Below are 11,263 nucleotides of genomic sequence, written 5' to 3'. Positions count from 1 at the left end.
GCAGCTACGAGTCGACGGTCGGCTCGTATTTCGACACGAGCATCCGCTTGAGAACTTTTCCGCTGGACCCCAACGGGAGAGCGTCGGTGAACTCGACTCGACGAGGGTACTTATATGCGGCGAGACGCTGCTTGCCCCATTCGATGATCTCTTCATCCGATCCAGAGCTGACGTCCTCCGGCCGGGCAGCCACGACGATCGCCCAGACCTCCTCACCGAGCACAGGGTGCGGAACACCGATAACCGCCACCTGCGCCACGGCCGGATGCCTGACGAGGATCTCCTCGATTTCGCGCGGATAAACGTTGTAGCCGCCACGCAGAATCAAGTCCTTCTTACGGCCCACGACCGAAAGATATCCGTCGCCATCCAGCCTGCCGAGATCGCCGGTGAGGAACCAGCCGTCGATCAAAACCTCAGCGGTGATCTCCGGGCGACCGAGATATCCGGCCATGACGTTCGGACCGCGCACCAGGATCTCGCCCACCTCACCGACGGGCAGGAGATCGATCCTGTCGACATTCGGCCGAGCTATACCGACAGTGATGCCAGTGATCGGAGCACCGACTGTTCCGGGTCGAAAAGTCAGGCCGGGATAGTGATAGGCAACGCTGCAGGAGGTCTCGGTCATCCCGTAGCCCTCGTACACAGGACATCCGAACACGCTTCGGACATCGTCGAGGGTCTTGACTGGAAGCGCCGATCCCCCGCTGTACACGCGGTCGAGCCGAGGAACCTGCTCGCCCTGGGCCACCGCATCGAGCAACCCGAAATACATGGTCGGCACGCCCATGAACACCGTGCATCGGTGTTTCGTCATCAGCGCGAGGGCCTCCCGCCCGGAGAACCGCGGCATCATGACCATGGATATACCGGCGCGGAAGCCAGTCAGCATGCCGCAAATCTGACCGAAACCGTGCGACAGCGGCAAACACCCGAGCAGTACGTCGTCACTCCGGAACATGTACGGAGTGGTGACCATCCTCTCGACGTTGTGCAGAATGTTCCGGTGGGTGAGCATCACCCCTTTCGGCTTACCCGTCGTGCCGGACGTGTAGAACACGACCGCGACATCGTCGGGTTCCCGCACCGCGGAATCGTCGATCGGCGCCGTGTCCTGTGCCGCGTTCTCCAGGTCGACGGTGCCCGCCGGGCCCGGGCCGGCAGTGAGGAGCACGGTGCCGAGCCGCTCCGCCGCCTCCCTCGCCTGGGCGAGCAAGGAGGCGGCGCACACCAGAAAACGGGCGTCGGCATCGGTCAGTACGTGATCGATCTCCGACGCGGTCGACATGACACTCAGCGGGATCGCGACGGCGCCGGCCGCCAGCACGCCGAAGTACACGACGGGAAACTGCGGGGTGTCGGCCAGCAGCATGGCGACCCGGTCGCCTGGCCGCACCCCGTTGGCTCGCAGCACGGACGCGTAGCGACGTGCCTGTTCCCACAGCCACCCGTAGGTGAAGTGCTCGGACTCGTAGATCACGGCCGAGTGGTCGGGTCGCTGCGCCGCTGTGTCGGCCAGCACGCCGGCAACTGACGTGGTCATCGCTACAGCAGTCCGTCTTTCGCGGCGGTGCGGGGGCCGCCACCGCAGAGCTCGGACGTGAACCAGTCTCGGGCAGTCGAGGTCGGGATGTTCAGTTCCTTCCAGATGCCATGAAGGGCCTGGGCGAATTCCTCGACATCGTTCTGATCATGCACGGCAGACGGAGCGATGCGCAGGATCTCCTCGCCCGCGGGCACGCTGGGGGCATTGATGGACTGGACGTAGATCCCGTGCCGTTCGAACATCAGCTGGGACGCCCGCTTGCACGTGTCGTCATCCCCGACGAAGGCCGCAACGATATGCGAGTCCGTCGAAATGAACGGGATGTCGGCCGAGATCAGAAGGCTGTGCAGAAGCCGCGCATTCTCCGAGAGAAGCTTTCGCTCGACATCGGAGGACCGCAGGTACTGCACCGACGCCAGCGCACCGGCCGCGATCGCCGGCGGCAGCGAGGTGGTGAAGACGAACGAGCGCGAATAGGTCCGAACCGCGTCCACGAGCGCCGCCGGTCCCGCAATGTAGCCGCCGACCGTTCCGTAACCCTTTGCCAAGGTACCCATCACGACCGTGAACCGATCGGCGATGTCTTCCCGCGCGGCTATGCCAGCGCCCTGCGGGCCGTACATGCCGACCGCGTGGACCTCGTCGATGAAGGTCGTGGCACCGTACTTGTCCGCAATGTCGGCAATCTCGGCGAGCGGCGCGACGTTGCCCGACATGGAATAGACGGATTCGACAACAATAAGCTTCGGGCAGTCGGCGGGAGCGGCCGCGATCAATTCTTCCAGGTGGGCGACGTCATTGTGCCTGAAGACGTGCTTCTTCGCGCCGCTGTGCCGGAGACCGTCGATGATCGAGGCGTGGTTCTTCGCGTCGGAAAATACGATGGTTTCCTTCGGCAGCCCCGCCAGCACGGAGAGGGATCCCTCGTTGGCCGTGTATCCCGACGTGAAAAGGAGAGCGGATTCCTTGCCGTGAAGATCCGCCAGCTCATTTTCGAGAAGGACGTGATAGTGGTTGGTGCCACCGATATTCCGGGAACCTCCGGAACCTACGCCATAGGCATCGATCGCGGCGTGCACAGCCGCAACGATCTGGCGATTCTGACCCATTCCCAGATAGTCGTTGCTGCACCAGACGCTTACTTCCGAATCCACCCCATCACGCCGCGCACTGGCCATGGGGTAACGGCCGGAACGACGGCCGATCTCTAGGAACTCGCGCTTGCTTTCAGCAAGATCGTCAGCGGTGTTCCCATTCAGGTATGATGCCAGGTGAACGTTCATTCACTCACTTTCTCGACGTAGCGGTTGGATTGATCTGCGAACCGAAAGGTCTACGCTAGGAATATTGCGACTTCAGGAGCACCTTGTCAGGCTTGCCGTTGCTATTCATCGGCAGTGCGCTCAAGACATGCATCTTCTCGGGCACGTGAATCGGGGACAGTTTCTCAGCAATGCTCGCGCGTACGCTTTCCACTTCGACCACCTCAGCCGGATCACATTCGATTGCGGCGTGGATGTGATCGCTTCCATCCTCGTCCTGCACTCCATAGACGGCGGCGTGCCGGACACCTGGGTGGGAAAGAATTTCCGCCTCGAGAACTATGGGATGAACCTTGACGCCACCGACCTTGATGACGTGGGCCACCCGACCCAGGAGAGTCAAATAGCCCCGCTCGTCGAGACGGCCGATATCTCCGGTGAAATACCAGCCGTCACGAAGAACTTGTGCAGTCAATTCCAGGTTGCCGTTATAGCCGTCCATCATCTGAGGCGAGCGGACACGAACCTCGCCGATTTCCCCCGCCGCCAACTGCGCGCCCGAATTCGAATTGCAGACGACGACCTCCACCTCAGGGAAGGGCCGACCGACAGTGCCCGCGAGTTCCGGGTTGCCGTGCTCCTGAGGCGTCAGGATCGTGATCCGACCGCTCTCGCTCGTGGCATACCCCTGCGCCAGAGCAGGGCCGAAAATCCGAAAAGCCTGCGCAATTCTAGCGGGCGCCGCGGGGCTGCCACCGTAGACAATCCGCTTCAGCGAGGACAGGCCCGCCGCTTCCAGAGCGTCTCTGTCGCGGATTCCTCGCTCGAGCAGATGGTCGATGACTTGGAACACGTGATTTGTCGCCATGAACGTCCACGAGACCTCCTTCTCCTCGGAGACGGTGTCCACGAATTTCTCGGCATCGAAGGTCTCATGGAGATAGAGCGCTCCGCCCAAGGCGAAGACTGCGTCTGCCATCGCGGCGACGCCATGACTCAGAGGGGTCGATACCAGGATCGACGCACAGTCGTATTCACGACCGACCTCCATCCATGCACGCACCGTTGCTTCCCACGCGCGGCCCGACAACCGGATTCCCTTGGGCCGTCCCGTGCTGCCACTCGTGAAGCCGATGAAGACTAGCGCATTCGGGTCCCACGAAACGGCGTCCGGGGTATCGGTAGCATCGGCCCGGCCGACCTCATTTCGTTCCCCATGCTGAAGTCGCGTTACCGGGATCCCACTGGCATCAGCAAGCTCTGCCGCGCGCTCCGAACCTTCGGCATCGGCATAGATGGCCACGGCTTCGGTTTCGCGCAGGATCTGAATCTGGTGATCCAGCGGAAGGACCGTTGCCCTGGTACCAGGATTAGTGGTTCGCAAATGGCACACGGCGCCGCCGAGCAGATGTGTCGCGTACCGCACGGTGAGCATCTCAGGGCTGTTGGGTGCGACCAGAATCGCTACCACATCTCCCTTACCCACTCCGCGGTTGCGCAGCGCAAGGAACGTTTCAGTCACGGACCGAATAAGGTCACGACCAGAGAAGGCTTCACCACGCCAATAAACGACATCGCGATCCGGCGCGGCTGCGAGCAGTGACAGTATCTCCGAGACGTAACTTTGACTTGCACTCCACCAATGCCGGGGCAGACTCATGGGACTTTCCTTTGATTACGCCAACAGCGATGTCATCCGATTGGGCGGTTCAATCTTCGTCAGGCAATTGAAGTAAGCGGTAGAGCGTTCGAGCAGCTATAACGGGGTCCCGGAAGGCGCCCCGATCGGGGTGGCCGTTCGGGGCACGCGCCGTACGGCCACCCAGGGTGTCGGCGTTCCGGATTGGGTGCGGCTTGTTCCGCGTGATGTTCCGACCCTGGGGAGATGTTGATCGGTGTGTGGGTGGAGGCCGTGATCCGGGAGAGACAGTGCGGGAGACGCCGCCGGCGGCGGAAGAGATGTCGCCGTTCGCGGGGGCGGAGCGGCGGGTCGTCGGAGTTCTGGCGGTGCCGAAGTGGCGGCCGGGCCTGGAGCCGGGTGTGCTGCCACGGGTCTACCAGGACATCCTGGAGGTCGCGGGGGACGCCCCGGGGCCCGTGCGGGCCAATCAGATCGTGCCGAGGATCGGCCTCGCGGCCGAGACCGCGAAGATCGAGGGGCACGCGCGAAGCTGAAGCGTCTGGTCGAACGGGGCTGGCTGGACGAGGACTCGCCCGACCTGTTCACTCCGCACCGCACCAGGACTACCGGTTCGCCCGACTCGCCCTGAACATGGACTGGTACGAGGAGATCTACGAGCGCCGGCGCAAGGCGCATTCCTCACGCCGTATCCGGGTCGAGCATGGCATCGCACACCTCAGGAACTGGCCGGCACTCGCCCGCCACCACGGCCGCCGCGACCACATGAGCGCTACGATCCGAGCCATCGCTGGGCTGCTTTCACACCAGCAGACCGCCACCCGCAGACCCGGTCAGCCACGGTGACCTCCGGCCTGACCGGCACCTTTCGACACGTCACCGCCAACCACGCACGAGCTCGTCAGGCACGACCACCGCCTTCGGTACGGCAATGGCGGAGACCAGAAGATTTTGCCGGGCCAGCCAACGGCCCTTCAGAAGGCCCTCCTCTCCCCTGTTCTGGGGCCGGGAAGGGATGATGCGTGCCGTGAAGAAGGCTGCCTCAACGTCCACTTCGATGTCGGCGTCCTCGAAATCGAGTCGGCGCCCCGTGGCCGGATACCAGGCCTTGTAGACCGCTTCCTTCATGCTGAACAGCAGGCGGTCCCAGCACACGCCGGGTTCGCTCGCCCGGAGTCTGCGCAGCCGCGCGATTTCACCGGGCAGGGCAATGCTCTCCAACACGCCTTCGGGCAGCGGCTGATCGGGTTCCGCGTCGATCCCCATCATGGCGACATCGGACGTACGGGCCAGGGCCGCGACGCGATAGCCGGTGCAGTGCGAAATGCTGCCCGTCACGGATTCCGGCCAGCGCGGCGCTCCGTGCAGGCCGGGCAGCAGGGGCCCGGGCGGCAGGCCGAGCTGGGCGAGGCAGCGTCGCGCGCACAGCCGTGCCGTGGCGAACTCACGCCGCCGACCGTCCACGGAATTCGCGACGACCCTGGCCTCCTCCGGATACAGCTCGGCCGGTGCGGAGTCGTCGTACGCCTCGGCCACCACGACGTACGGCGGGAGTATCTCTTCGATCACGGAGTTCTCGTCTCGGGCAGCACACGACGGGAGACGTTGCGCGGGTGGCCGGGGCGGCGCCACTCGCGCGGATAGCCAACGGACACCTCCTCGAAGCACACGCCGTCGTGCCAGGTCGTCCGGGGGATACGCAGATGGCCGTAGACCACCGACCGGGCGCGGAACCGGCGGTGCCAGTCGGCCGTCCGCGCGGTGCCGCACCACTGCGCGAACTCAGGGTGATACAGGATGCGGGTCGGATGGCGCACCAGCGGATAGTGGTTGACCAGCACCGTGGGCAGATCGGGGTCGCACGCGGCGAGGCGCCGTTCGCTCTCCCGCACCCGGGCGTCGCACCAGGCCTCACGGCTGGGACAGGGGTCCGGGTGGAGGAGGAACTCGTCCGTGCACACCACTCCCTTCTCGTACGCCTGCTCCAGCGCCGCCTCCTTGGTCACGGCGGTCGGCGTACGGGAGTGGTCGCGCAGCGTGCTCAGCGCCCACTCGATGTCCTCGGTCAGCTCCCCGACATCACCGGCGACCAGCAGCCAGTCGTCGTCCGCCGTCGGCCGCAGGTTCTCCACGATCTTCCGGTTCTCCGGATGGCCGACGTGCAGATCGCTGATGCCGAGCAGGTTCGCGGGGGCCATCCGTCACCGGTCCGACGCAGGCGGGCCGGTCAGCGACGGCTCCGCAATGCCGGCCGAGATCGCCTCCATCACCGCCGTCGCATGGGAGTTGAGGTAGAAGTGGCCGCCCTCGTACACCTTGAGTTCGAAGCCGCCGACCGTGTGCTCGCTCCAGGCCTTCGCCTCGTCGAGCGTCACCTGGGGGTCGTCGTCGCCGGTGAGGGCGACGACGGGGCAGTCAAGCGGAGGGCCCGGAACGTGGCGGTGCGACTCCACCGCCTTGTAGTCGCTCCTGACGGCCGGGAGGATCATCCGCAGCACGTCCGGGTCGCCCAGGAGCTGGGAGTCGGTCCCGCTGAGCTTCTTGAGCTCGTCGATCAGGCCGTTGTCGTCGCGCTGGTGCACGTTCTCGTCCCGCGTACGCGACGGGGCGCGCCGGCCGGAGACGAAGAGGCGCAGGGGCTTGATCTCCTTGCGCTCCAGGCGCCTGGCGACCTCGTACGCCACGATGGCGCCCATGCTGTGGCCGAAGAGGGCCAGCGGCTTGGTGTCCAGGGACAGCAGCTCCTCGACCACGCGGTCGGCCAGCTCGCCGATGTCACTGACACACGGTTCGCTGTGCCGGTCCTGCCGGCCCGGGTACTGGACCGGCAGGACCTCGATCGACCGTGACAGCGTGCGGGAGACAGGAAAGTAGAAGGTGGCCGAGCCTCCCGCGTGCGGGAAGCAGACCAGCCGGACACCGGCATCCGGCGCCGGGTGGAATCGGCGCAGCCACGCTTCGGCGTGCCTGGTGTTACCTGTCATGGTTCCTGGACGTCCCCTCTGTCTTGCGGTCTTGCCGTCTCTGTCCTGCGGGTTCTGTGGATTTGCCGGGTCACATCGGCGGGTTGCCGTGTCTGCGCGAGGGCAGCCGGGCGTCCTTCGTGCGCAGTCCCTAAAGTGCCGGATCAGTAAGGGCCTTGTGTCGGCGGGGTCGATCACGTCGTCCACGAGCCCGCGTTCGGCGGCGTAGTAGGGATGTATCAGCTCCTGCCGGTACTCCTTGAGCCGCTGGGCCCGCACGGCCCCGGGGTCGTCCGCCGCCGCGATCTCCTGGCGGAACACCACGCCGCGCCTTCCACCCCGATGGAACGCGACCATGACGATGCAGGAACCGCCGTACGCTTTGCGGAGAATCACCTGGATCCGGAGGATTTTAGCATGGCAGTAGAGTCCATGATCGGCAATGAGAACGGGACCACCCCTGTCGGGTGGCTTCTGACCGGGTCGGTATGCGTGCGGGGGTGTCCGCACCGATGGCAGGCCAGGGGTCGGGCAGTTTCGGTGGTCCCGGGCCCTCTTGGTCCGCGTCCCTGACAGGCGCGGCTCAGTAGCGCCCGGCTCCGTCAGTGATCGTTGTCGCCGGTTTCGGGTGGCGGCGCGAGAGCGAGCAGGGCCTCGACGAGGGCGGTGCGGTCGGGGGCTGCCTCGAAGTGGTCGTGGTCGATGGCCTCGACGTGTTCGATGGCCCGTCGGGCTAGTACTCCAGTGTGACTTCGCGATCTACGCGCTGGAGGGGGCGGAGAGCCACTGCCGGTCATGGTTGCGACGCGCCGAGGCTTGGTGGCTTCTGCGCCAGTTCGACCAGCGCAGGAGTGCGTTCGGGGCTGTGATCGGCGGGCTGAACAGTGCGCCGATGCCTCTGGTCACCGAGCTGGCCGGCGGAGAGATCCTCCGCGTCTCGGCGTACCTCTACAACGACGTCTCGGAGATTGAGAGGTTCTACCAGGCACTGGACGAACTACTGGCGTGGATCGGCCCGGTCGCGGTCGGCGCGCGTCGCTGACGCCATGCCCACCATCAATGGTTCCGACTCGATCTGCAGAGGTGTGACATGCCGAGCCCGACACGCTTGACCCTGGTGTGCTTCCCGCACGCCGGAGGCGGGCTGGGGCGCTACCGAGGATGGCGGGACGCCCTGCCGGACGGTGTTGAACTGGTGCTGCCCGACCTGCCCGGCAGAGAAGCCCGGCTCTTCGATGACCCCCTCCCGGACGTCGCGTCGATGAGCTGCCGTGCGATCGAAGACCTGGCTACGGTGATCGCGCGCAGTGACCGGCTGGCGATCGCTTGACTCAGCTACGGGGCGCTCGTGGCCTACGACATGGCCGCGAGGCTGGAAGCGTCCGGGAAGCGGGTAGAGGCCGTGTTCGCGGCGAGCCAGAGGTCGCCGCGACGCCACTGCCCACCATCAACTGGCGCTCGCTGAGCGGCGATCAGCTGATCACCGAACTGACCGAGATCGGCGGGCTGAGTCCCGAACTGGGGGACGACCCGGAGTTCCTGGAGCTGTTCCTGCCCGTCATCCGCGCGGAGCTCCATGTCAAGCCCCGGGTTTTGTGGACAGTGGGATGGCTGGGTTTCAGGGGATCAGTGAGTCGCCGCTCGTTGCGTAGAGGGCTTCGAATTCGGCGGGCGGGACGTGGCCGAGTTCTCCGTGGAGCCTTCGCTGGTTGAACCAGTCGATGTACTCGGCGACGGCGATCTCGACGTTGTTGATGCCGGTCCAGGGGCCGCGGTTGCGGATCAGCTCGGCTTTGAACAAGCTGTTGAAGGCTTCCGCGAGCGCGTTATCGTACGAATCGCCCCGAGATCCGACCGAGGCCACCGCGTCGGCTTCTTCGAGGCGCTCGGTTCCTCGCGGCCTGCCGGGAGGCGACGAACTGACCTATGAACGGGTGCGAGAGGCCGGGGCGCGACCGCGTGGCGCCTCCCCGCACGCGGTGAGGAGAGGCAAGACGGTGCCCGACGACATCGCCCGATGGCTGAACGAGCACGCCAATCCCTTGAGCACCCTGACCCCCGGCGCGCCGGTGGAGGACCTGAAACCCCTGGGCGAGGCACTGCGGGGGACACGGATCGTCGGTCTGGGGGAATCCACCCACGGCACGGGCGAGTTCTTCCGGCTGACCGGTTCCCTTTCCGGCCAGAGGCGGGCCGGTGGGCAGGGGTGGCGCCACGGCCTGGGCGTCGGGGAGCGCAGCGGTTGTTCCCCTGTGAACGAGCAGCCGTACCCAGCCACGAGCTACCGCCAAGCGATTGACGGCCACCTACTCCTGCCTCGCTGCCGCTACGTCGCGTAGCCGGTCACGCCAGGCGGATCGCGGTCCCGACCAGAGGCGATCCGTCTTCAGAGTCAGCCGGGGCTGGGGAGAATCTGGGGAGAATGAAGCCGCGTTGGCGAGCGGCTGGGGAGGATCGGCCGTACAAACGGGCAGCACCGTGAAAGGGACGGAAAGGCTGATCGCCGCAGATCAGAGGGCCTCTCCGGGCGCTTTCCGCAGGTCAGCGGTGTGAGGGTGACGACTTCAAGAAGATCTCCTCCTGGGCCGCCATCCTCTCCGCCCCCACCCTGGGTCGGCACGAGCTACGGCACGAGCTTCGAAACGATGCCGGAACTCCAGTGGGCGGCCGGCTACCCCTTCGCAATCCTGCTGATGGCGGTGGTCTGCGTCAGCCTGTACGTCATCTTCAAGAAGCGCGACTGGCTGTAGACGGCGAGCGAGATGGGTCCGAGCTGCCCTCCGGTGCCTGGCGAAGGCCATCTTCACGTAAACGCGCTGCGCCTGGCTGGAGGGAGACGGAGAACGAGGCCGGGAGTGGAGAGTTCCGTTCCGGTGATGGGCCAGTGGCGCATGGGCGGGCTCCGGTGTCAGGGTCCGTCAAGCCCGAAGATCATGCCGAACGGGTCGACGAGCTGGCAGATACGTCGGCCGGGTTCCACGTCGAGCGGACCTCGGTGGTGGATGCAGCCGGCGTCCAGGAGGCGTTCGCGTTCGGCTTCGAGGTCTTCGACGGGCCAGTACGGAACGGTGCTTCCACCGTGGGGGTTTGCCTTGGGGGACGCCTGGTGGAAACCGAACTCGATTCCGTCGAGGTCCAGCCAGGCGTAGACGGCGGTGCCGTTGATGTCCAGCTTGACCTCGGATCCGAAGATCTCTCCCCACCAACGGGCCGCGGCTTCGGGGGCGTCGACGAAGACCATGACGGTCCGGATACCGCGCAGCACTTGGGGTTCTCCTCTACGTAGGGAAGTCGGCACGGTACCGCTGCGTCGGTCACTCCGGGGCGGCGAGTTCGTTGATGTGGCGCAGGAAGGCGTGGCGCACCCAGCGGGGCGCTGGTGTAGGCGGTCCTGGAATTGGATCTCGACGCCGAAGGGGTAGACGGCCATGGCCTGTTCGCGACTGGCCGTCTCCACCTTGTCCTACATGGGTCCGGTGGCGTTCCACGCGTAGGTGTCGACCTCACCAGGGCGACCGGGCGGGACGCTCCGCTTCACCCGAGATGCCGTGGGCCGTCTGGCAATGCTGCCAACCCGGACGTCGGGATCCACCAGACGTACGACATCCTCGGGCAGCGCGTCAGCGAGTGGGCCGGCGGGAGCCATCAGCGGAACGGGAACCCTTCCTGCCCTGGAGGGCGGACAAGGCCGAGGGTCCGGCGCGCATCGCGGCAGGGGCAGGTGCGCGTTCCCGGTTGCCCGACTCCGGTGGCATCTGCTGGTTCAGCGTGCCGTGACGCGCCGTCCAGGCCGCGTGCGGCGTCAGCGGGCGAGCGGGCGGGTGCCGCGGGCTGAGCACCCCCGTGCCCC

The 11,263-nt window shown here is 65.8% G+C and carries 13 protein-coding genes and 3 pseudogenes; 6 read left to right on the top strand and 10 right to left on the bottom strand.

Annotation, left to right across the window (positions count from 1 at the left end; translation table 11 throughout):
- Window positions 1–4: 4 nt before the first annotated feature.
- The 3 genes from OTB16_RS12625 to OTB16_RS12615 are packed head-to-tail and all read right to left on the bottom strand — an operon-like array spanning window position 5 to window position 4,471.
- Window positions 5–1,546, bottom strand: a complete 1,542-nt coding sequence (locus tag OTB16_RS12625) for a long-chain-fatty-acid--CoA ligase (protein ID WP_267720211.1) — start codon at window positions 1,544–1,546, stop codon at window positions 5–7.
- Window positions 1,547–1,548: 2 nt separating this feature from the next.
- Window positions 1,549–2,832, bottom strand: a complete 1,284-nt coding sequence (gene hemA / locus OTB16_RS12620) for a 5-aminolevulinate synthase (protein WP_267720210.1) — start codon at window positions 2,830–2,832, stop codon at window positions 1,549–1,551.
- 55 nt (window positions 2,833–2,887) lie between these two features.
- Window positions 2,888–4,471 (bottom strand): class I adenylate-forming enzyme family protein, encoded by a 1,584-nt coding sequence (locus tag OTB16_RS12615; RefSeq protein WP_267720209.1) that lies wholly within the window; start codon window positions 4,469–4,471, stop codon window positions 2,888–2,890.
- Window positions 4,472–4,740: 269 nt separating this feature from the next.
- Here OTB16_RS12615 and OTB16_RS12610 point away from each other — a divergent pair, with 269 nt between their 5' ends.
- A complete protein-coding gene (locus OTB16_RS12610) occupies window positions 4,741–4,986 on the top strand; it encodes a hypothetical protein (RefSeq protein WP_267720208.1) in 246 nt (81 codons plus the stop codon).
- 340 nt (window positions 4,987–5,326) lie between these two features.
- On the opposite strand, the gene OTB16_RS12605 is transcribed toward OTB16_RS12610, so the two are convergent.
- From OTB16_RS12605 to OTB16_RS12590, 4 genes and pseudogenes are all read right to left on the bottom strand, one after another.
- Window positions 5,327–6,019: a 4'-phosphopantetheinyl transferase family protein gene (locus tag OTB16_RS12605; protein WP_267720207.1), complete on the bottom strand. Its 693-nt coding sequence runs from the start codon at window positions 6,017–6,019 to the stop codon at window positions 5,327–5,329.
- The gene (locus OTB16_RS12600; RefSeq protein WP_267720206.1) at window positions 6,016–6,648 is read right to left on the bottom strand and encodes a metallophosphoesterase family protein; all 633 of its coding nucleotides are present in this window, start codon (window positions 6,646–6,648) and stop codon (window positions 6,016–6,018) included. The genes OTB16_RS12605 and OTB16_RS12600 overlap by 4 nt, the downstream gene beginning before the upstream one ends.
- A gap of 3 nt (window positions 6,649–6,651) precedes the next feature.
- On the bottom strand, window positions 6,652–7,434 hold the full coding sequence (locus tag OTB16_RS12595; RefSeq protein WP_267720258.1) for a thioesterase II family protein: 783 nt from the start codon (window positions 7,432–7,434) through the stop codon (window positions 6,652–6,654).
- Between the two features lie 201 nt (window positions 7,435–7,635).
- Window positions 7,636–7,809 (bottom strand): annotated as a pseudogene (locus OTB16_RS12590) (methylmalonyl-CoA carboxyltransferase); the annotation flags it as partial.
- A gap of 209 nt (window positions 7,810–8,018) precedes the next feature.
- Between OTB16_RS12590 and OTB16_RS12585 the strand changes: the two are divergent.
- From OTB16_RS12585 to OTB16_RS12575, 3 genes are all read left to right on the top strand, one after another.
- Window positions 8,019–8,150, top strand: a complete 132-nt coding sequence (locus OTB16_RS12585; protein WP_267720205.1) for a hypothetical protein — start codon at window positions 8,019–8,021, stop codon at window positions 8,148–8,150.
- A gap of 155 nt (window positions 8,151–8,305) precedes the next feature.
- Complete coding sequence (locus tag OTB16_RS12580; RefSeq protein ID WP_267720204.1) at window positions 8,306–8,455, top strand: hypothetical protein; 150 nt, start codon at window positions 8,306–8,308, stop codon at window positions 8,453–8,455.
- Between the two features lie 48 nt (window positions 8,456–8,503).
- Complete coding sequence (locus OTB16_RS12575) at window positions 8,504–8,743, top strand: hypothetical protein (RefSeq protein ID WP_267720203.1); 240 nt, start codon at window positions 8,504–8,506, stop codon at window positions 8,741–8,743.
- A gap of 23 nt (window positions 8,744–8,766) precedes the next feature.
- Here OTB16_RS12575 and OTB16_RS12570 read toward each other — a convergent pair whose 3' ends face one another.
- Both OTB16_RS12570 and OTB16_RS12565 read right to left on the bottom strand, forming a co-directional pair.
- Window positions 8,767–8,991, bottom strand: a complete 225-nt coding sequence (locus tag OTB16_RS12570; protein ID WP_267720202.1) for a hypothetical protein — start codon at window positions 8,989–8,991, stop codon at window positions 8,767–8,769.
- Between the two features lie 40 nt (window positions 8,992–9,031).
- A pseudogene (locus OTB16_RS12565) lies at window positions 9,032–9,310 on the bottom strand (integrase core domain-containing protein); the annotation flags it as partial.
- A 100-nt stretch (window positions 9,311–9,410) separates the two neighbouring features.
- Here OTB16_RS12565 and OTB16_RS12560 point away from each other — a divergent pair.
- Both OTB16_RS12560 and OTB16_RS12555 read left to right on the top strand, forming a co-directional pair.
- On the top strand, window positions 9,411–9,752 hold the full coding sequence (locus tag OTB16_RS12560; RefSeq protein ID WP_267720201.1) for a hypothetical protein: 342 nt from the start codon (window positions 9,411–9,413) through the stop codon (window positions 9,750–9,752).
- 224 nt (window positions 9,753–9,976) lie between these two features.
- A pseudogene (locus OTB16_RS12555) lies at window positions 9,977–10,163 on the top strand (CorA family divalent cation transporter); the annotation flags it as partial.
- Between the two features lie 158 nt (window positions 10,164–10,321).
- Here the strand turns inward: OTB16_RS12555 and OTB16_RS12550 are convergent.
- Window positions 10,322–10,678, bottom strand: coding sequence for a VOC family protein (locus OTB16_RS12550; RefSeq protein WP_267720200.1), 357 nt, complete (start codon window positions 10,676–10,678; stop codon window positions 10,322–10,324).
- Between the last annotated feature and the right edge of the window lie 585 nt (window positions 10,679–11,263).

Origin of the sequence: Streptomyces antarcticus (assembly GCF_026627255.1) — a bacterium.
Classification (GTDB): Bacteria; Actinomycetota; Actinomycetes; order Streptomycetales; family Streptomycetaceae; genus Streptomyces; species Streptomyces antarcticus.
This window is presented reverse-complemented; position numbering and strand designations above follow the sequence as displayed.

Bases quoted from the DNA above. Each gene is read 5' to 3' on its own strand.
- OTB16_RS12575 (WP_267720203.1), top strand. From the start codon at position 8,504: ATGCCGAGCCCGACACGCTTGACCCTGGTGTGCTTCCCGCACGCCGGA.
- OTB16_RS12615 (WP_267720209.1), bottom strand. From the start codon at position 4,471: ATGAGTCTGCCCCGGCATTGGTGGAGTGCAAGTCAAAGTTACGTCTCG.
- hemA (WP_267720210.1), bottom strand. From the start codon at position 2,832: ATGAACGTTCACCTGGCATCATACCTGAATGGGAACACCGCTGACGAT.
- OTB16_RS12625 (WP_267720211.1), bottom strand. From the start codon at position 1,546: ATGACCACGTCAGTTGCCGGCGTGCTGGCCGACACAGCGGCGCAGCGA.
- OTB16_RS12580 (WP_267720204.1), top strand. From the start codon at position 8,306: ATGCCTCTGGTCACCGAGCTGGCCGGCGGAGAGATCCTCCGCGTCTCG.
- OTB16_RS12570 (WP_267720202.1), bottom strand. From the start codon at position 8,991: ATGGAGCTCCGCGCGGATGACGGGCAGGAACAGCTCCAGGAACTCCGG.
- OTB16_RS12595 (WP_267720258.1), bottom strand. From the start codon at position 7,434: ATGACAGGTAACACCAGGCACGCCGAAGCGTGGCTGCGCCGATTCCAC.
- OTB16_RS12600 (WP_267720206.1), bottom strand. From the start codon at position 6,648: ATGGCCCCCGCGAACCTGCTCGGCATCAGCGATCTGCACGTCGGCCAT.